The organism is Streptomyces torulosus (assembly GCF_001419765.1).
Classification (GTDB): Bacteria; Actinomycetota; Actinomycetes; order Streptomycetales; family Streptomycetaceae; genus Streptomyces; species Streptomyces torulosus.
The window spans coordinates 1-20,199 of the sequence record NZ_LIRK01000091.1; the positions used below are offsets into that span (position 1 = coordinate 1).

The following is a 20,199-nucleotide window of genomic DNA, read 5'->3' on the forward strand; positions in this document are numbered from 1 at the left end:
CCGGGACAACACACCTAGGGCCCTTCGCGCCAGTGCTTGAAGCGCGGCTCAGGTGTGAACCCCACCTTGTACGAGGGGAGTTCCTCGGCGAGCAGGCTGCGTAGGAACTCGACCATGCCGCAGGGGACGACCTCGCAGGTCTGCGCGCCATGGCGGGCGAAGAGCAGGACGGGCCACTTGTCGGGGGCGGGATCGCTGGTCAGCCAGCACAGGATGTCGGCGTGGGACGTGTAGCCCCAGGCGAGGATGTGCTCCCTGTCCAGGTCGAGACCCTCCTGGTCGGCGCCCTCCTCCTCCCAGGTCAGGCGGGCGTTCCCCGTCTCGTCCTCGAAGTCGTCGGGGGAGTGCTCAAAGGCCCCGGTGGGAAACGGCCCGAGGATTCCGAGCTCGCTGATCTCCTCCTGCGAGCCGATCCCGCCGATGCCGTACACGGCCATGAAGTCCATGTAGTCCCGGGGAAATCCGGTTCCCACCGTGTCTTGGCCGCCTCCCAGTCGATGTCCTCGCCCGCGCCGGGAGGCGGAGGCAGCAGCTGCCGCAGTGCGGTCATCCCCGTTGGTTCTTCCATTCCGGAGCCCCTTCGGGCAGGTCTGCGAGAGTCCAGTGCTCCCAGTTTCGCTCCTCCGAACTGGCGCACCAGCTCCTGCACCCCGGAAGCCCAGAAAGCCTTCGGGGAGCACGACGGGTCGGTCTGCCTGAGACCGCGCTTCCGGCAGACCGACCCGCCTCAGTGAATCCTCGGCCTCACTTGCCGTAGTACGCGTTGTGGATCGAGATCGTGGACCTGTTGCCCTTCCTGTCGGTGATCTCGGCGCGGAGGGAGATCCCCTTGCCCTTCGCCGGGTTGTTCACGGTGATCCTTCCGTTCCTGACGTCGGTCTTCTTCCAGGTCTTGCCGGCGTCGTACGACACGTACACCGACAGAGACTTGAGGTTCCGGCCCTTGGCCGCGCCCTCGACGGTGACCGGGTAGGTGACGGTCCGGCCGGCCTCGACCCGGCTGTCCAGGCCCGTCTTCGGTGCGAAGCGCACCGTGGAGACCGGCAGTTCCGTCGGCAGCGCGCCGGACGGCGCCTTCGAGTGGAACGTCCAGCTCGCGTCGACACGGGTGGAGGCGGCCTGGACCCGGGCGCTTCGCCCGGCCGACGTCGTCAGGGTGTACTCGGCCTCGCCGGCCGGGACCTCGAACGTCTTGCCGCCGGTCAGCGGGTCGGCGTTCGACGCGACCTTCTTGCCGTTGCGGTACAGCGTCGTGCGCACCGAGGTCAGACCGGACGACGCCTCGTTCCGCTGGCCGTCGGCGAACAGCGGGAGCAGGCCGTAGATCCCGTCGGGGCCGTGGAAGACACCGGACAGGCCGGGGACCACCCGCGGCGCGAACACCGCCGTGTCGAACGACTTCAGGTAGGTCCTGCCGCCGGTGAGCTTCAGGTAGTCAGCGGTGGTGGACTCGGCCTCCACGAGCGGCACGCCGTCCGCGTCCTTCTTCCCCGAGAACTGCTGGAAGTCGAAGTACCACTGGGCATCGTCGCCCGTGGACAGGTAGTACGTCCGGGTGGTGGGCAGCTTCTGGGGCAGCGGGGTGTGGATGCCGTTGATGAGGGGCAGGGTGGCGGACAGAGCGAGCACCCCGGTCTTGCCCGGGGTCGAGGCGCCCAGACCGGCCTTCACCGTGGCGAACTCGCGCGCCTTGTAATGGTGGACGTGCGTCCCGGTGATCCTCTTCACCTCGCCGCCGTCGAGGGTGTTGTACTCGGCGCCCTTCCCCTTGGTCCACTGCCCGGACCAGACCTGTGCCAGGTGGGACGGCATCTCGGGGCCGACGTGCGCGACACGGATGTCGGAGAAGGTGGGCATGACGACGTAGTTCGCCACCTGCGTGCCCTTGTGCTCGTAGAACACCATGGCCTGGAGCGGCTTGGCCTTCTTGTCCGGCACGGTGATGTCGGCCGACCGGGTCCTGTTCAGGTCGAGCGTGACCGTCTGGTCCTTGTCGACGTTCAGGACGGGCCGGACCAGCCAGTCGACGCCGCCCTCGGTCGAGTTCGGGTCCTTCACGCTGAGCGAGTCGAGGATGTACGGGCCCTTGGGGACGCGGAACGTGACCGTGTCGCCGGTGGACATGTCCGCGAACTGCGTGCCGTTCCGCTCGTCTCGCGACAGGGTGGTGAGGTGGACCGGGTGCTGCCCGGGGCGGTCGACGAACTTCAGCGTGACGTCGTACGCCTCTTCCTCCCGCTCTACCGCCAGCGCCGAGCGGACGGCCTGGCCGTCGCCCTTGGCCGTCACATAGGCCGAGTAGCCGCCGAAGAGCTCGCCGCCCAGCCGGGTGTCGGCGGTGACGTCCACGGACGCCCTGCCGTCGGCGGGGACGGTGACGGTCTTCGCGCCCAGGGCGAAGAAGCCGTGCGGGGCCGCCTCGCCCCGGGGGTTGAAGGCCGCGGTCGACAACGTCAGCGTGATGTCCTTCGTGCCGGTGTTGCGGTACGTCAGCTTCCTGGTGACCGGGGTGTCGTCGTTGTGCGGCCACCGCTGGACGGGGAGGCTCAGCGAGGTCGTCTCGGCGAACACGCTCCGGCCGATCGCCTCGTCGACCTGGATGCGGCCCGAACCCTGCGCGTAGGGGGTGTAGGCGCCACCCTTGGCGGAGCCCACGAGTGCGGCCTTCAGCTCACGGAACGTCCAGTCGGGATGCTGCTGCTTGAGGAGGGCGGCGGCGCCCGCCACATGCGGGGTCGCCATCGACGTACCCGAGATCGTCAGGTAGCCCGGCGGCTTCTCACCGACCTCCTTGGCGATGGCGCTGCCCTTGGCGGCGGACGCGGTGATGTCCACGCCGGGCGCGGTCACGTCCGGCTTGAGGGCGCCGTCGGCGGTCGGCCCCATGCTGGAGAAGTCCGCGACCTCGTCGTGGCCGTCGACAGCGCCGACGGTGAGCGCGTCGGCGGCGCTGCCGGGGGAGTCGACGGTCTTGAAGCCCTGCTCGCCCTCATTGCCGGCGGCGATGGCGAAGAGGACACCCTTGGTCTCCGAGAGCCTGTTGACCGTGGCCTCCATCGGGTCGACACCCGGGGTGTCGCGGCCGCCCAGGCTGAGGTTGATGACGTCGGCGCCCTGGTCGGCGGCCCACTCCATGCCCGCGATGATGCCGGCGTCGTCGCCCTGGCCCTGGTCGTCGAGGACCTTGCCGATGATCAGCTTCGCTCCGGGGGCGACGCCCTTGAACTTGCCGCCCGACTCGGCGCCGGTTCCGGCGATGGTGGACGCGACGTGCGTGCCGTGGCCCTGCCGGTCCTCGGTGGTGGTGGAGGCGCTGAAGTTCTTGGTGGCGAGCACCTGGCCCTTGAGGTCGGGGTGGCTGCTGTCGAGGCCGCTGTCCAGGACGGCGACCTTGACGCCCTTGCCGTCGTATCCCTTGGCCCAGGCCGCGGGCGCGCCGACCTGCGGCACCGACTTGTCGAGGCTGGCCTTGCGGACGCCGTCCAGCCAGACATGGGAGATACCCGGGGCGAGGGCACCGTCGTTGGTGAGGGTGTCCCACAGCTTGGGCGTCCGCGTGGTGGGCGCCTTGAGGACGTCCATGTCCAGGGCCTTGAAGGTCCGGTGGACCATGCCCGTGCCACGGACCGCGGCCCTCATGGAACGTGCGGTCTCCTTGTAGCCGACGATGACCTTCAGACCGCCCCGCTGGTTTCTGCGGTCGGCCGGCTTGTTCAGCTCGGTGACGTCGAACAGCCGCTGGTCGAGGCTGCCGTTCGCGATCAGCCGGGCGGCGTCCGTCGGGACGACGAGGGTGTGGCCGCCGACCTTCCGTATCTGCACAGGGACCCGCTCGCGGCCCTTCGCCCGCTCCATGCCGACGACAGCGCCCGTGGCGTCGACGAGGACGCGGTCGCCGGTGACGAGGGTGAGGCGGTGCAGGCCGGCGGAGCCCTTTGACGCGGCTTCCTTGGACGCGGCGGCGGTCCCCGCCCCACCGGCCCGCGCGGGCGTGGCCTGGGCGGGCGTGGCCTGTGCGGTGCCGGGCGGTCCTGTGGCGAGGACCGCCGCCACGGCCGCCGCGGCTGTGCACACGCATGTTGTCTTCACTCTTCTGCGCAAAGTTCCCCCAGGGCTGAAGTACCGGGTGGCCATGATCGGAGCAACCGTAGGAAGGCGGACGCACAGCTGTGCGGCGGCAGTACGACGACGACGTATCGATGTCGATGACGGATCGCCGGGCCGTTGTTACATGCGCAGGTCAGGCAGCTGTCCTCCGGTGACGGTGGCACGACGTGGCCGAGTTCCGGGACGGGGCACGGCCGTGCGTCGTCGACGCCGTCACCACCCCTGAAGGCCGGGACCGACCGGCCGTACCATTGCCTCCGGCTTCTGCGGAAGCGATCTCCACACGACCCGACGGCCCGGCGGAAGGAGCAGGGGATGCGGCTTCGTCGAGGCGTGCCGTGCGCCGTGCTGGCCGCCTGCCTGACCGGGTGCGCCGGCGTGGACGGCGGCGTGCACGTCGAGGGTCCGGCGATGACGACGATCCCCTGGACGGGGCCGGTCTACATCACGGACTGGTACGGCCGGGCCTGGCAGCGCCCCGAGGAGATCGACCCGACCATGCGCCTCTCCCTGAGGCGGCTGACATGGCGGGACTGGGGCTCGTCCCGGGCACGGGCCACCGGAGTCGCCACGGACGAGACCTGCGTGTCGGGCTGCCCCGACGGCAACGAGGACCCGCCGAGCTACCGGGTCGACGTCGTCCTGAGCGATCCGGTCAGGCGCGGCGACGTGTCGTTCTACAGCCACGCGCGCTTGACCCCCGTACATCCCCCCGCGCCCTTCTGGTCGCAAGGCAGCGACGACACGGACCTGGGCGTACCGGATGCATGAGAACGACACAGGAGAGGACCGGCGGAGAGGGAATCCGATGCGCGCCGCTCATGATGTGCTGCTGGTCGAGGACGACGAGCTGATCCGGGAGGCCACGCGGCTCACGCTGGAGGAGCGCGGCTACCGCGTCCGCACCGCGTCCGACGGCCTGACCGGGCTCGCGCTGTTCCGGGAACGCCATCCGGACGTGGCCGTCCTCGACATCATGCTGCCGGGCCTCAACGGAGTGAGCCTGGCCGGCCGGATCCGCGAGGAGTCGGGCGTGCCCGTGCTGCTGATCTCGGCCCGCAACGACCCGGTGGACGTGGTGATGGGCCTGGAGGCGGGCGCCGACGACTACGTCACCAAGCCCTTCGACGGCCCCGTCCTCGTGGCCCGCGTACGCTCCCTGCTGCGCCGGGCGGCACCGGCCCGGCAGTCGGCCCACGAGGGCCCCCGTCTGCGCTTCGGCGACCTGGAGTTCTGTCCGGCGTCCCTGACCGCACGCCGCGACGGGAAGCCGCTCTCACTCACCACGACCGAGCTGAAGCTGCTGCGCGAGTTCACCGCCGCGCCGGGGACCGTGCTCTCCCGTGATCTGCTCCTGGAGCGGGTCTGGGACTACGCCTGGTCCGGTGACACCCGGGTCGTGGACGTCCATGTACAGCGCCTGCGCTCCAAGATCGGCCGGGAGCGGATCGAGACGGTGCGCGGCTTCGGCTACAAGCTGCGCCCATGAGACGGCCCGCGGTGAACGTGGGGGCGAAGGTCGCGCTGGCCGTCGCCGTCGCGGCCCTGTGCGTGGCGGGGGCGATCGGAGTGCTGGTGCACCGGACCACCGCCGCCGACCAACTGGCCACCGCCCGCTCCGCACTGGACCAGAGCTTGCGCAGTGCCGCCGGCGACCACGCCGACGGACGCGAGTCGGACGCCCGGATCGATCCCCCCGACCTGCCCGCCCCGGTGGCACGGGCCGTACGCGGCGACGTCCGAGTGACCTATCTGCAAACGGGCCGCAAGGGTGGTGGGGCTCCGGTGCTGTGGGCGGCGACCCGGATCTCGGGCCGCAAGGTGCTCGCGATCCACCGTTCGTACGCCCCCGAGGAGCGGACCCTTGCCGCACTCGACCGGACGCTGCTCGCCACGGGCGCGGCCGTCACCGTCCTGGTATCCCTGGCCGGGCTGTTGCTGGGGGTGCGGATGGGACGGCGGGCCACGGCCGCCGCGCGTACCGCGGAACGCATCGCCGACGGCGACCTCGACGCCCGCGTACGCCCCCGCGGCGGCGACGAGATCGCCCGGCTCGCCGCCGCCGTCGACACCATGGCGGACGCGCTCGGCGCCCGACTGGAGGCCGAACGCCGGGTGACCGCCGACATCGCGCACGAACTGCGCACGCCGGTCGCCGGCATGTCGACCGCGGTCGGTCTGCTGCCGCCCGGCCGGGTGTCCGACCTGGTGGCCGGCAGCGTGCGGAAGCTGCGCGGGCTGGTGGAGGACGTGCTGGAGGTCGCCCGCCTGGACTCCCAGGCGGTGGTGGAGACCGAGGAGCGCGAGGTGAGCGCGATGGCCCGGCGCGCGACCGCCGGGCTCGACGACGTACGCGTGCGGATCGTGGCGGACACGGTCGTGACCACCGACCCGCGCCGGGTCGAGCGGATCCTGACCAACCTCGCCACCAACGCCCTGCGCCACGGCGCCCCGCCCATGGAGCTGGAGGTCGACGGCCCCGTGGTCCGGGTCCGCGACCACGGACCAGGTTTCCCGGCCGACCTGCTCGCGGTACTGCACACCTCCGGCCCCCAGCGTTTCCGCACGGGCTCCCGGACCGGCGGCACCGGCCTCGGCCTGACCATCGCCACCGGCCAGGCCCGCCTGCTCGGTGCCCGCCTGACCTTCCGCAACCACCCGGAGGGGGGCGCGGAGACTGAACTGCGCCTGCCGACGGGCTGACCCGCCGGACGGACCGCCGCCAGACGGGTCGAGGCCCGACGGCGCGGCGAAGGCGCCACCCTCTCCGATCTACGTCCGGGCCGCGTCCGCTATACGTCCAGGCCGCGCCGAGCACGCCCAGGGCGAGGGTCGCCGCCGGCACGACGGCGACCCCGGACCACCCGGCGGTGTCGTCACTGAGGGACGACGGAAGCCGAGCCGTAGGCCGTCATCGGCTTCCCCGTTCCTCGGTGGCGGACTCCGTCAGGTGCGGGTCCAGCGCTGGCTGCCGCCGTTCGAGCAGGTGGAGATCTGGATCAGGGTGCCGTTGGCGGTGCCGCCCGCGGCGGTGTCGAGGCAGAGGCCGGACTGGACGCCGACGATGGTTCCGTCGGAGTTGAGGCGCCACTTCTGGTTGTCTCCGCCCCAGCAACCGTAGATCTGGACCTTGGTGCCGTTGCCGGTCCCGGCCGCGTCCAGACACTTGTTGCCGTAGACCCTCAGCTCGCCGGCCGCGGTGTACGTCCACTGCTGGTTGGTGCCGCTGTGGCAGTCCCACAGCTGGAGCTGGGTGCCGTCGGCGGTACCGCTGCCGGGCACGTCGAGGCAGCGGCCCGAACCGACGCCCTTGATCGGTTTGGCATCCGAAGGCGGCGTGGAGGTACCGCCGTTCAGTGCGTTGAGGACGGAGGTGTAGGCGGGCTTCTTGCTTCCGTCGCGGTTGAACAGCAGCGGCGAGTGCTCCGGTCGCCAGGAGTCGGAGTCGCGCACACCCCAGACGGTGATGCCGAGGCAGCGCGGGACGGCCAGGCAGTCGTTGACCACGTTGGCGTAGGTCGTGCCCGAGGCGCCCTGGATGTCGAGTTCGGTGATGGCCACGTCGACGCCGAGAGCGGCGAAGTTCTGCAGGGTGGTGCGGAAGTTGCTGTTGTACGGGCTGTCGTTGTTGAAGTGCGACTGGAAGCCCACGCAGTCGATCGGCACGCCACGCTGCTTGAAGTCCCGGACCATGGCGTACATCGCCTGGGTCTTGGCCCAGGTCCAGTTCTCGACGTTGTAGTCGTTGTAGCAGAGCTTGGCGGCCGGGTCCGCGGCGCGCGCGGTGCGGAAGGCGACCTCGATCCAGTCGTTGCCGGTGCGCTGCAGGTTGGAGTCGCGCCGGGCCCCCGAATTGCCGTCGGCGAAGGCCTCGTTCACGACGTCCCACTGGGCGATCCTGCCCTTGTAGTGCGCCATCACGCCGTTGATGTGTCCGATCATCGCCTGGCGCAGGTTGCTGCCGCTGAGGCTCTGCATCCAGCCGGGCTGCTGGGAGTGCCAGGCCAGGGTGTGGCCTCGCACCTGCTTGCCGTTCTGCACCGCCCAGTTGAAGACGCGGTCGGCGGCGGAGAAGTTGAACTGACCCCGCTGCGGCTCGGTCGCGTCGATCTTCATCTCGTTCTCGGCCGTCACCGAGTTGAACTCACGGTTCGCGATCGTCGTGTACGCGGAGTCGCCCAGCCTGCCCGAGGCGATGGCGGTACCGAAGTAGCGGCCGCTCTGCGCCGCAGCGGCGCCGAGCGTGCTCTCGGCGGCGTGCGCGGCCGGCGGCGCGACCAGCGCGGCGGCCGCACCGAGCACGCCGACGAACAGCGCCAGCAGCAGGCCGCGGATCTTGCGGCGGACAACTGGTCCTGGAAGGGCGTACAAGCCCATGACTGTGCCTCCAAGGTAGAGATCACGGAATGGCTGAAGCGCGGGGGAAGGTGTCGTCCGCTCCCGCTCGTCAGACGGGTGGGTCGGGTCGGGACCGGGGCGGCGCGGAATCACCGCGCACCTCGGTCACGGGGACCGGGACGATCTCATCCGGCGCGGACGGCAGCGCTGTTTCGACACAGGCATGGGGGCACTCCATAGCGGCTCAGCCGGGGGACCGTCACGCGGCGTCGCGTATCTCTCCGACTGGGCGAAGAGCCAGGATGCGCTGGTGCGAACCTCTCCGGAACGAAACGGGGTGGCGCAGGAGCATCGGTGCGCGGATCTGTTGTGCAGGCGTGCGTGGATCCGCCGTGCAGCACGGTTAGCCGACGCGGTCGAGAGCACGGTCTCTGGTCGGCTTCCCGACAGGGATGATTGAGGGATTGACGATGAATCGTCAATACTCGCCACACAAAAAGTTTCAGCTTTCGCTTCGAAACATTCGGAAACCCGTAGGGCGGCTCAAGCGAGCCCTCATCGCCACCGGCCGGCGAACGCCATGGGCCTCGGGCCGGACCCGGAACAGGCGCGCGGACGCCTCTGGTGCCGCCTCCCAGCTGCCGTCCTTCACATTCCCTGGGCCGGGAATTCGTGTTGCGACTGCAGGCCTGACGCCAGCCGGAGTCCCAGCTCGCCAAGCTCAAGGAGGGGGCCACTTTGTAGACAGATCAGCCAGAGCCCTTGACCGCAAGGCTCCGCATTCCTAGGTTGTGGCGTCAAAGATTCTGGGAAACCTTCGAAAGTTTCGAGACTGTCCGTCCCCCGGTACGGCCCGCTCCGCGATCCTCAGCTCACCCCGCACCGCGAAAGGAGGCCCACCGATGTCTCACCGGCTCGTGAAGGCGCTGAGGCTTGACGTGGGGGCTGTTGCGGGGCCCGTGTCTCGTTCGGTGAGAGCCTTCGCTGCCTGCGGCAGGCGAGCCCGCCGCAGGTCGTGTCACGCCTCGTCGCGCTGCTTCTGGGCGACGGCCGCGAGGTCGGCACGGCGGACGACCTGTCCGCCCGCCCCCCAGGTCCCGTCGGGCTGCTCGTGCACCAGCACCCATACCCGCGGTGCGTCCGCCTGGGCGAGCCCGGCCGCCGACAGGACGATCCTGGTGGCTTCCGCCACCAAGCCGGCGGTGCCCTCCGCGGAGAGCACTCCCTGGGGAACCGTGACGTCGACGAGGAAACGGGACGCGTCATCCTCGGCGGTGGTCTGCGCCCCTTCGGGCAGTTCGACGAGGTAGCTCCACAACTGGGCTCGGAAGAACGACGCGTCGGGCGCCCCCTCCCAGCGCAGTAGGGCAGCGGCCAGATCGCGCTGGACGGACTTGCGGCCCTCCTCGGTGAGGGAGTGTGCCGGGGCCGTGAGCCGGATCATCGACATGCCGCGTTCTCCTTGTCGGCCGTGCACACCACCCAGCGCTGCACGGCAAGATCTACGACGGTCGTTCATGACCGGGTCGACGCGACGGTGACGTGAGAGACACCCGGGGGACCTCGGTCCTGAGATCCGCCCCTTCCTCGCGCGAACGCATCGTAGCCGGTTCGCCACGTCGTTCGATCACCACCTTTTCGAGGCCTCCAGCGCCGCGCCGTCGCGGCTCGAGCGCAGGCCGAAGCAGACGAGCGCATGCGCAAGGAGGCGGAGGAGCAGGCCGCCGCGCAGACGGCTAGGGGCAAGCCCAAGGCGGCCCTGGACGAACCCGCGTTGTCAGTGGTGGCTGCAAGGCTTGGTCGGATGAACGGCGACGAGCAGCTGCTGAACGGCCGGGTCTACGGCGCGGAGCACGACGACCCCCACCCCGGCCCGCTCCCACACCGGACCTACGCCGAACTGGTCGGCGGACCGCTGGACGGTCTGCTGCTGGACATCCACGGGTGGCGAACCGAAGAAGTCGACGACGGCGTGGCTCTGTCCACCGAACTTGGGCGGTGGCCCGGCGGCCGCGCCCTGTACGACCCCCGCCGCGGCGAACCCCGAACACCGGGCCCGGGTGTGAGCTGCCGCTTCTACTACTCCGGCGACACGCCCTGACCATCATCAGCCCGACCACGGCAGGTCAGCCGCGGCGTCAGTGGCTGCTGTCGGATGCAACCAGGGCGCGAGGCGCTGCGTCGATCACTGACGGGACTGCTGACGCATGTTGATGAAGGAGTGAACGATGTTACGGACGAACGGCCCTCTTGCCTCTGCGATGAGCCGGCGCACGCTGCTTGTGGCCGGTACGGCCACCGCGACAGCCCTGCTCACGACCGCGCCCGCCCGCGCCTCCGACGGTGTCACCGGCGGTCTTCGCGCGCTGGAGGAGCAGTACGGGGCCCGGCTGGGGGTCTACGCCCACAACGTCCGTACCGGGGAAACGATCCGGCACCGTGCCGACACGCTGTTTCCGATCTGTTCGCTGTTCAAGACGCTCGCTGCCGCGGCGGTGCTGCGCGACCTGGACCGCGACGGCGAGGTGCTGGCCCGTCGGATCCACTACACCGCGGCCGACCTCCTCGAGAACTCGGACGTGACAAGGGAGCACCTGGCCACGGGCATGACGATCGCCGAGCTGTGCGACGCCACGATCCGCCACAGTGACAACACCGCGGGCAATCTGCTCCTGCGCGAACTGGGCGGCCCCACGGCGATCACCCGTTTCGCCCGTTCCCTCGGTGACCCGGTGACCCGGCTGGACCGGTGGGAGACGGAGCTGAACTCGGCCGAGCCGTGGCGGATCACCGACACCACCAGCCCGCGCGCGATCGGCCGCACCTACGCCCGGCTCGTCCTCGGTGACGCGCTCAGCCGGCCCGACCGCGCGCTGCTCACGCACTGGCTGCTGCACAACCAGACCAGCAGCACCCGCCTGCGCGCGGGGCTGCCGTCCTCGTGGGCCGTCGCGGACAAGACGGGTGGTGGTTCCTACGGCACCAACAACAACGTGGGTATCGCCTGGACCGAGGACGGCACCCCACTGGTCCTCTCCCTCATGTCCCGCAAGTTCGACCAGGACGCCACGACGGAGAACAAGCTGATCGCGGACACCGCGCACCTCTTGGCCGGCGCCCTGCGCTAGTGCTGTGACCGGAAAGGTTTGCCGGAAAGCTCGCGGCGTCCGGTGCGGTGCCTCGCAAGGCGGAGCATGACCCGCGTACTGGATGTACTCGGGTCATGCGACAACGCCGCGAGGTGCCGTGCCGGGCGTCGCGAGCCGGTGAACCTTTCCGGTCACAGCACTAGGGGGTGTTTCGAAAGTCCCGCACAGCACCCACGGCGCCCGGCACCCACTCTCGCCGCACCGGCCGAAAGCCCAAGTACGTCCAGTACGAGAGCTTTCGTCCGGCACGCCGAGAGCACGCACCGGACACCGCGGGCACCGCACAGGACTTTCGAAACACCCCCTAGCACCCCTCCCGCACGTCTCCGTCGAAAGGCGCCCGGCCCTGACACGAGCGTCAGGGCCGGGCGCACAGACGGTTCTCAGGAGACGGTGAACATCTGGTGGTCGCCGCCGTCGAACGGGCGTTGCTCCAACTGGTCGCCCTGGGCGTCGCCCGAGGTGAGGTAGAGACCGCTGTGGCGGTTGAGGAGCCGGACACGGCCGTTGCCCGCGTCTTCGGCCAGCCATTCGTCGTTGGTGTTCGCGTTGGCTTCGTAGGTGTACTGGATGGCCTTCGCGCCCGCGTCGCGCGACGCGTACCGGACGACGACGTCCCTGCCACTGGCCTGGTTGACGATCCGCGTGTATCCGTCGCCGAGGGGCACGAACGCGAAGCGCTGGTTGGCGCCGCCGGTGCTGGACCAGCGGATGACCGCGGCGTCGTTCGCGAGGCTCGCGCTCTTCACGTCGAGTACGTGGCTGCTGCCGGCGATGGTCACCGTGCGGTTCCCGGTCGGGAGGGCCGCGACCTTGGTCAGCCTGACCGCATGGCCGCCGTTGGCGACCGCCGGGACGCTCAGTGTGTCACCGGCCTGGATGACCTTGCTGGTGCGAGTCAGGCCGTCGGGGCCGTCGGTGGTGATCTCCGCGTGCCAGGTACCGGAGCCGAGGAACGTGGTCGGGTAGCTGATGGTGGTGGCGCCGCCGCGCCTGAGCGCGCCGACGAACCACCGGTCGCCGCTGCGGCGCGCGATGACCCCTCCGGTGAGCGGGTCGCCCGAGACGTACTTCGTCTCGTCCCACACGGTCGGCAGCATGCGCAGCCACCGCTGTGCCTCGGGACGGGCCTGGTAGTCCGAGATACGGCCGCCGGGCAGCATGATGCCGCTGTCCAGGAGGACACCGAGGGCGAGTTCGGCTCCGTCACTGTTCGGGTTGCCCTGCTGGAAGCTCATCGGAGAGTAGTCGGCCGGGCCGAGGACACCACGCGTGAACGGTAGGGCGGCCACGTGCCCGATGTTTCGGCCACCGGGGTATTCCTCGCCCCGGACGGCCTCGTTGGTCAGCACGTGCGGCCAGGTGCGGTGGACGCCGACGGACAGGCGCGAGCCGTGCAGATCGACCATCAGTTTGTAGCGGGCGGTGTCGGCCAGGGCCGCGTCGTACCACTGCTGACGGGCCCGGGCCTCGGAACCCATGAAGTCCATCTTGACGCCGACGACACCCCACCCGGTGATCTTGGTGAACTCGGTGTCCCGCTCGGCGGCGGTGTCCAGGTCCTGCCAGTGGTACCAGAGCATGATCCGCACGCCGCGCTCCCGGGCGTAGGTCACGAGCTCGGGGATGATCGCCTGGTTGGCCTTCCACCCGTCGTCCACCAGGAGATAGGGCCAGCCCTGTGAGGAGGCGTAGTCGGCCCACTGCTTGAGCTTGGTCAGGTCGCGCTGGGTGGCGACCATGCCGTCCAGCCATGGCCATGCGGCGATACCCGGCTTGATCCACGAGGTGTCGGAGACCTTCGACGCGGGCGCCACGTCGTCGACCAGCGTGGACTCCACGACCGTCGCCGTGCTGCCGATGGCGGCGGTGCGCCAGGCTGTGGCGAACGCGCCGGACCGCACGATCTGCGCGTCGGCCAGCGCGACGGTGAACCGGTCGGTGCCCTGGGTGTGGGTGAACCGGCCACCCGAGTAGTCGCCGTCCACACCGGACTCGGCGAGCAGCACCCGCGCGCCGTTGGTCTGCTGGGCGAACATCCCCATGTCGTAGGAGCCCGTCGCCACGTCGGCGACCGGAGAGGTCACATAACCCCGCTCGTGATCGGCGCTGAACTCCTGCCGGGACAGCTGGGCATCGGCCGGCAGATCGAACGAGGTCGCCTCGCGCAGCACCGTCGCGCCCGACGGCAGCTCGTAGCGCAGCGCCATGCCGTCCGCGGAGGTGCGGACGTGCACGGTCATCCGGGCGGATCCCTTCGCGAACACCAGTCTCGTCTCGGTCGCGGACCGCGTCCGGACGCGTGACTTCCCCGCTTGGACCTCGTAGGTGTAGGTGACGGGCGCATCCGTGCGGCTGACGAAGTCCAGTCCGGTGGTGAAGTCGACCTGGCTGGTCACCAGCCCGATCGGAGCAGGTGTCAGGGCCTGGCGGCAGTTCCAGGTCGCGCCGAGCGAGAGGGCGCCGTTCGCGTCCAGCGCGACGGTGGCGCGTACGCCGTCACAGCCGGTCTGTGCGACACCGGGCTGGACCGAGGTCCAGCTCCCCGGTGTGGCGGCGGATGCGGGTACCGCGGTCACCGTGCCGAGGACGGCGAGGACGGCGGTGGCCGTACCGGCGACTCGGGTACCGCTTCTTCGGGGGAGTTTCATCCGGCCTTCCTGATGATTGGAGGGTGGTCCGGCGCGCGCTCAAGCCGGAAGCCGGGGTCGGGAGGGAGTTCGCCTGGCCATGCCGGTGGCCCGCAGGGCTACGCGCTGCAGGCCACCGGGCGAGGCAGGGAATCGATCAGGCCCAGGGGTTGACCGCCTTGAAGGAACTGTCGGCGCGGAAGGTGTCGGTGTCCTGGTAGGTCTCCACGCGGAGTTCGTAGTTGTAGTGGCGGAGGTAGCGGCCGGGGTAGTTGTACGACTCCAGGCGGACGGAGCCGGCGACGGTGCCCGGGCGGGCGCAGTAGGTGGCGTCCTTGTTGAAGACGGCCGTGTTGTTGCTGGTGTCGAAGCGGATGCGGAAGTCCCAGTGGCGCATGTAGCGGCCGGAGGAGTCGCGGAAGGAGTAGCAGTTGGCGTCGGCGAGGCCGGGCACGACGGTGAGGGTGGCGCTCTGCTTGACGGCGGTGGTGCTGGACGCGGACACCGGGTCGATGTAGCCGAGGCTGTCGGAGCGGACCACGGCGTAGCGGCCGGGATAGTTGACGGACTGCAGTGACCGGGTGGTGTTGGTCGGCAGGGTCACACCGCCGGAGACGGTTTCCTTCAGCACGGTGAGGTGACGGGCGAAGCCGGTGAGGCCGGGCAGCTCGGTCGGGGTCGACCAGGTGGCGAAGTTGTCGTAGCTGTCGCTGTACCAGTACTTGCCGGCCCTGTAGCCGTCGTAGTAGATGCGCCAGCCGCCGTTGTCGAGCGGGACCAGGGCCGGGCCCTCGACCCAGTCACCGAAGCCCGCCCAGTTGCCGGTCTTCCGGAAGGTGTAGGGGCCGGTGAGGCTGGAGGCGGTGGCGTACTCGATGTACTTCGTCGTCTCGTTCTTGGTGAACGCGTGGTACGTGGAGCCGACCTTGACGATGAAGGTGTCGATGTAGTTCGGGCCGATGCCGGACAGTTGGGTGGGCGCCGACCAGGTGGTCAGCGCGGAGTTGGTCGCCGTGATCTTGTAGGCGGTGAAGTGGGTGGCGGTGCTCGCCGACGTCAGCGACATGATGACGTTCACGCTGCCGTCGCTGTCGACGAACCACTCGGGTGCCCAGGTGCGGGTGAGCCCGCTGATCGGGATCGTGTAGTTGTACAGGAACGTCCAGTTCACGCGGTCGGTGCTGCGGGCGAAACCGATCGTGTTCCCGGTCCAGTTGGTGGTGTAGGTGATGTAGTAGAAGCCGTCGGTGTGCTTGAAGATGCTGGGGTCACGGATCAGCCCGGACGGCGGGGTGTACGCCGGGCCCTTGCGGAGGGTGAAGCCGGTGGCGTCCGGCGAGTCGTAGACGTACATGTTCGACTCACTGGAGTTGGTGAACGCGGTCATCGTGTACCGCGTGGCCTGCCCGGCCGGTGGGGCGGCCGCGGCGGCGGTGCCCTGGAGGGCGGGGACGCCCAGCAGGACCAGCAGCAGCGGGCCCAACAGGGCGAGCAGCGTTCTCTTGCTTCTTCTCAACTTTTCCTCCGGGCTGTACCTGCGCCGCCTGAGCGATCACCGCCGTGACGGGAATGCCGATTTGTTCGGAATTACGAACACTGTGCGACAGCTCGTGCAGAAGATAGATTTCCGCCACGAGTGCGTCAATGTTTCCGACGGGTTCGGTTCCGTTTACATCGGCCTCCTCGCCCTGCCTCCCGACACATCCAATGTCCGACGGGGCCAAGTGGGGCCTGGTAGGAGCCGATTCGGCCGTGATGAAGAAACATGTGTCGCAAGGCTAGACAGGGGCAACGTTCGTATCCCTTAATCCATCCCATGTGTCAGCGGGGAGGGCCGAAGCGATCGCAACCGTATGGACGTTCGGCGCCTCAGCGGCAGCGCGCAAGCCCGTGACGTGCCGCCCAGGACCGCCGGACATATGAACCCAATCCACCCCACCACCAGAGTCGCTCTGGTCACGGAAACGGTGAAAGATGTCTTTCTCCCTCAGTAGACGGCGCCTCCTGCAAGCGGCCGGGGCCACCGTCGTCGCCTCTGCCACCGGGTCCCTCGTCGGCGCATCCTCCGCCCAGGCGGTCGTCCCTCCCGCGAGGGCCGACATCGGGGTCTCCGCCCACCCGTTCGAGCTCGGCCAGGTCCGGCTGACCGCGAGCCGCTGGCTGGACAACCAGGACCGTACGCGGAACTACCTGCGGTTCGTCGATGTGGACCGGCTGCTGTACAACTTCCGCGCCAACCACAAGCTGTCCACCAACGGCGCGGCCGCCACCGGCGGTTGGGACGCCCCGAACTTCCCCTTCCGCACCCACGTCCAGGGCCACTTCCTCACGGCGTGGGCTCAGCTGTACGCCGTGACCGGGGACACCACCTGCCGGGACAAGGCCACGTACATGGTCGCGGAGCTGGCCAAGTGCCAGGCCAACAACAGCGCCGCCGGCTTCAACGCCGGGTACCTGTCCGGCTATCCCGAGTCCGACTTCACCGCTCTCGAGCAGCGGACCCTGACCAACGGCAACGTGCCGTACTACACCATCCACAAGACCCTCGCGGGCCTGCTGGACGTATGGCGCCTCATCGGCAGCACACAGGCCCGTGACGTGCTGCTCGCCCTGGCAGGATGGGTCGATCTGCGTACCGGCCGGCTGACCGGTACGCAGATGCAGGCCATGCTCCAGACCGAGTTCGGCGGCATGAACACCGTGCTGACCGATCTCTACCAGCAGACAGGCGACGCGCGGTGGCTCACCGTCGCCCAGCGGTTCGACCACGCCGCGGTGTTCGACCCGCTGGCGGCCAACCAGGACAAGCTCAACGGACTGCACGCCAACACCCAGGTACCCAAGTGGATCGGGGCGGCGAGGGAGTACAAGGCCACCGGTACGACCCGTTACCGGGACATCGCCACCAACGCCTGGAACCTCACCGTCAACGCGCACACCTATGCGATCGGCGGCAACAGCCAGGCGGAGCACTTCCGCGCCCCGAACGCCATCGCCGGCTACCTGAACAACGACACGTGCGAAAGCTGCAACACCTTCAACATGCTCACCCTCACCCGTGAGTTGTTCGCCCTGGACCCGAACCGGGCCGCGCTGTTCGACTACTACGAGCGGGCATGGCTGAACCAGATGATCGGCCAGCAGAACCCGGCCGACGACCACGGTCACGTCACCTACTTCACCCCGCTCAAGCCGGGAGGCCGACGCGGTGTGGGCCCGGCGTGGGGCGGGGGCACCTGGAGCACCGACTACGGCACCTTCTGGTGCTGTCAGGGCACGGGCCTGGAGATGCACACCAGGCTGATGGACTCCATCTACTTCCGCACGGACACCACGCTCATCGTGAACATGTTCGTGCCCTCGGTGCTCACCTGGTCGCAGCGCGGCATCACAGTCACCCAGACCACGTCGTACCCGACCAGTGACACCACGAACCTGCAGGTCACCGGCGACGTCGGCGGGACCTGGGCGATGCGCATCCGCATCCCGAGCTGGACCACCGGGGCCACCGTCAGCGTCAACGGTGTCAAGCAGAACATCACCACCGATCCCGGCAGCTACGCCACCCTGAGCCGCTCCTGGACCTCCGGCGACACGGTCACCGTCCGCCTGCCCATGCGGATCGTCATGCGAGCGGCCAACGACAACGCGAACGTCTCCGCCATCACCTACGGCCCCGTGGTCCTGTCCGGCAACTACGGTGACTCCACGCTCAGTTCCCTGCCGACACTGAACACGTCGTCCATCACACGGACCAGCAGCAGTTCACTCGCCTTCACCGCCACCGCCAACGGCTCCACCGTCAACCTGGGCCCGTTCCACGACGCGCACGGCCACAACTACACCGTCTACTGGAACGCCGGCAGTACCTTCCGTCTCGTCAACGCGGCCAGCGGTCTCCTGCTGGGCATCCAGAACATGTCCACGGCCGACGGCGGCCGCGCTCTGCAGTGGTCGGACAACGGCACCGCCGACCACGACTGGTACATGATCACCGACGGGGACGGGTTCCGCTTCCGCAACGCCAACAGCGGCAAGGTGCTGGGCGTCCTGAACATGTCCACGGCCGACGGCGCGACCGTCCTGCAGTGGTCGGACAACGGCACCGCCGACCACAGGTGGACGCTGCTCGACCAAGGCGACGGGACGTACAAGATCCGCAACGCGAACAGCGGCAAGCTGCTCGCCATCGCGGGCAACTCCACCGCTGTCGGTGCGTTCGCTGTCCAGGACTCGGACGACGGCACCGCCGACAACCGGTGGCGCATCGTACGGAACTAGGGTCCGCCGGCGGCAGCAGTTCTTCCTCGCTCTCCGCCCTTCCTTCCGCTCGGCACGTCGACCATCGTTCGATATGGCGAACGTCGGAGAAATGAGGCCCCCTGCGCAGACGTGGTTTCAGCCGCAGACATCTGTCTGTGGTGCTCGCGGCCCTGGTCGCTCCGGCGGCGACCCTCGTCGCCAACCCGGCCCCGGCGGCCACCAGCGGCGCCCTGCGTGGCGCCGGTTCCGGCCGGTGTCTGGATGTGCCCGGCGCGAGTCAGACCGATGGCACGAACCTGCAGATCCGGGACTGCTGGAGCGGGACCAACCAGCAGTGGACGCTGACCGACAACAACCAGCTCACCCCGACCAGACCATGACCATCGACCCCTGCAACCTGCAGTTCCTTTACCAGGGTCGGCGCTCCACACCTGCCGGCACCCCCTACGAGAAGTGGCCGTACCGGCCGGGCGTTCTCACGCTGCAGCGCTGACCCGCACGTCCACACGCACACACCATCACCAGCTCATGACCGTGCTTCCCGGCCCGCGGGGCGACTTCCGCTCCGCGGGCCGGGAAGCCGGTGGTCGCCGGCCGTGAGGAGACCTACTTCGGCCACCAGTTCACGTCCAAGGCCGCCCGGCCCGACGCCATCCCGCAGGACGCCGTGGACGTGTACGTCGACGCGCTGCCCGACCCGGCCACCCGGCACGCGCACTTCGAGATCCCCCGCCGACTCGACGAAACCGCCGAGCAGTTCCAGCGCTGGTGCACGGAGGGCGGGCCACTGACCGCTCCGGTCCTGGCCATCGGCGGCGAGTACAGCACCGGCACGGCCCCCGACGGAGGACATGCGCAAGGTCGCCACCGATGTCACCGGACTGGTCGTTGCTCGGCTCCGGCCCACTTCCTGGCGGAGGAGGCGCCGGAGCCCCTGACGAAGGCGCTGCTGGACTTCCTGCGCCGACCGGACCGGGCAGGCACAGCGGCGCGCCCGTCGCACGGCGTCCTGTTCCCCGGCGTGGGCGAATCGCGTGTTCGTCGTCGGCGAAGACGGCTGTGAGACATGGCCGTTGCTGCAAGGGTGGGTCGATGCATACGACACCCGACGGACGGCCCATACCGCCCCCGCTCGCCGACGAGCGCACCACGCTGGAGGCGTGGTTGGACTTTCACCGTGCCACTCTCGCCCTGAAGTGTGCGGGCCTCAAGGATGAGCAGTTACGGCTTCCGGCGTCACCCTCGTCGATGACGCTGCTGGGACTCGTACAGCACATGGCCGAGGTGGAACGCACCTGGTTCCAGCGTATATTCGCAGGTCAGGACGTACCGCCTGTCTTCGGGGCGGACAATGTAGACGGCTTCGCGCTCCAGCCGGACCGTGGACTCGACGAGGCGACGGACGCCTGGCAGGCGGAGATCGCCCGAGGCCGTGGGCTGATGGCCGACGCGTCGATGGACGACTCCGGCCGTCTGCCCGAACAGGCAGCGGGTCACGTCGGCGGTCCGAGTGTCTCCCTGCGCTGGATCCTGGTGCACATGATCGAGGAGTACGCACGGCACAACGGCCATGCCGATCTCATCCGCGAGCAGATCGACGGAACCACCGGGGCGTGAGACGCGCTCGCCCGGCCCCGAGTACAGCGCGAGGACGGGCTCGGATCGCCGTCGTCCTCCAGCGCACGCAACAGTGCCTGATCCGTCAGCCGCCT

14 protein-coding genes and 1 pseudogene are annotated in these 20,199 nt (G+C 69.3%); 9 read left to right on the forward strand and 6 right to left on the reverse strand.

Translation table 11 applies throughout. The features are described 5' to 3' along the window. Window positions 1–14: 14 nt before the first annotated feature. Window positions 15–473, reverse strand: coding sequence for an SMI1/KNR4 family protein (locus AOK23_RS07415; RefSeq protein WP_157877963.1), 459 nt, complete (start codon window positions 471–473; stop codon window positions 15–17). Between the two features lie 271 nt (window positions 474–744). Further along, window positions 745–4,101 carry a S8 family peptidase gene (locus tag AOK23_RS07420; RefSeq protein ID WP_055711948.1) on the reverse strand — a complete coding sequence of 1,119 codons (3,357 nt, stop codon included), beginning with the start codon at window positions 4,099–4,101 and terminating at the stop codon, window positions 745–747. A 321-nt stretch (window positions 4,102–4,422) separates the two neighbouring features. Between AOK23_RS07420 and AOK23_RS07425 the strand changes: the two genes are divergently transcribed. Genes AOK23_RS07425 through AOK23_RS07435 form a run of 3 tightly spaced genes read left to right on the forward strand, consistent with a single transcriptional unit; the run spans window position 4,423 to window position 6,810 of the window. Further along, the gene (locus AOK23_RS07425) at window positions 4,423–4,878 is read left to right on the forward strand and encodes a hypothetical protein (RefSeq protein ID WP_157877964.1); all 456 of its coding nucleotides are present in this window, start codon (window positions 4,423–4,425) and stop codon (window positions 4,876–4,878) included. Window positions 4,879–4,915: 37 nt separating this feature from the next. Further along, a complete protein-coding gene (cseB, locus tag AOK23_RS07430; protein ID WP_055711950.1) occupies window positions 4,916–5,596 on the forward strand; it encodes a two-component system response regulator CseB in 681 nt (226 codons plus the stop codon). Then, the gene (locus tag AOK23_RS07435; protein ID WP_079049352.1) at window positions 5,593–6,810 is read left to right on the forward strand and encodes a sensor histidine kinase; all 1,218 of its coding nucleotides are present in this window, start codon (window positions 5,593–5,595) and stop codon (window positions 6,808–6,810) included. Before cseB ends, AOK23_RS07435 begins: the two co-directional genes overlap by 4 nt. A gap of 243 nt (window positions 6,811–7,053) precedes the next feature. Here the strand turns inward: AOK23_RS07435 and AOK23_RS07440 are convergent, their stop codons facing one another. Together AOK23_RS07440 and AOK23_RS07445 are read right to left on the reverse strand one after the other, a co-directional pair. Beyond that, on the reverse strand, window positions 7,054–8,484 hold the full coding sequence (locus tag AOK23_RS07440; protein ID WP_055711952.1) for an endo-1,4-beta-xylanase: 1,431 nt from the start codon (window positions 8,482–8,484) through the stop codon (window positions 7,054–7,056). Window positions 8,485–9,463: 979 nt separating this feature from the next. Further along, on the reverse strand, window positions 9,464–9,895 hold the full coding sequence (locus AOK23_RS07445; protein ID WP_055711953.1) for a tautomerase family protein: 432 nt from the start codon (window positions 9,893–9,895) through the stop codon (window positions 9,464–9,466). Window positions 9,896–10,249: 354 nt separating this feature from the next. Here AOK23_RS07445 and AOK23_RS07450 point away from each other — a divergent pair, with 354 nt between their 5' ends. Continuing rightward, on the forward strand, window positions 10,250–10,546 hold the full coding sequence (locus AOK23_RS07450) for a hypothetical protein (protein ID WP_055711954.1): 297 nt from the start codon (window positions 10,250–10,252) through the stop codon (window positions 10,544–10,546). Window positions 10,547–10,706: 160 nt separating this feature from the next. After that, complete coding sequence (gene bla / locus AOK23_RS07455) at window positions 10,707–11,573, forward strand: class A beta-lactamase (RefSeq protein ID WP_063791298.1); 867 nt, start codon at window positions 10,707–10,709, stop codon at window positions 11,571–11,573. Between the two features lie 404 nt (window positions 11,574–11,977). On the opposite strand, the gene AOK23_RS07460 is transcribed toward bla, so the two are convergent. Continuing rightward, a complete protein-coding gene (locus AOK23_RS07460; RefSeq protein WP_055711956.1) occupies window positions 11,978–14,245 on the reverse strand; it encodes a glycoside hydrolase family 97 catalytic domain-containing protein in 2,268 nt (755 codons plus the stop codon). Between the two features lie 136 nt (window positions 14,246–14,381). Continuing rightward, the gene (locus tag AOK23_RS07465) at window positions 14,382–15,740 is read right to left on the reverse strand and encodes a glycoside hydrolase family 43 protein (protein WP_055711957.1); all 1,359 of its coding nucleotides are present in this window, start codon (window positions 15,738–15,740) and stop codon (window positions 14,382–14,384) included. A 458-nt stretch (window positions 15,741–16,198) separates the two neighbouring features. Here AOK23_RS07465 and AOK23_RS07470 point away from each other — a divergent pair, with 458 nt between their 5' ends. From AOK23_RS07470 to AOK23_RS07485, 4 genes and pseudogenes are all read left to right on the forward strand, one after another. Further along, window positions 16,199–18,505 (forward strand): beta-L-arabinofuranosidase domain-containing protein, encoded by a 2,307-nt coding sequence (locus tag AOK23_RS07470; protein ID WP_055711958.1) that lies wholly within the window; start codon window positions 16,199–16,201, stop codon window positions 18,503–18,505. Window positions 18,506–18,606: 101 nt separating this feature from the next. Continuing rightward, a pseudogene (locus AOK23_RS07475) lies at window positions 18,607–18,852 on the forward strand (RICIN domain-containing protein); the annotation flags it as partial. A 218-nt stretch (window positions 18,853–19,070) separates the two neighbouring features. Beyond that, complete coding sequence (locus tag AOK23_RS07480) at window positions 19,071–19,550, forward strand: alpha/beta fold hydrolase (protein ID WP_055711960.1); 480 nt, start codon at window positions 19,071–19,073, stop codon at window positions 19,548–19,550. A gap of 29 nt (window positions 19,551–19,579) precedes the next feature. After that, complete coding sequence (locus AOK23_RS07485) at window positions 19,580–20,104, forward strand: DinB family protein (protein ID WP_055711961.1); 525 nt, start codon at window positions 19,580–19,582, stop codon at window positions 20,102–20,104. The last annotated feature ends 95 nt before the right edge of the window (window positions 20,105–20,199 follow it).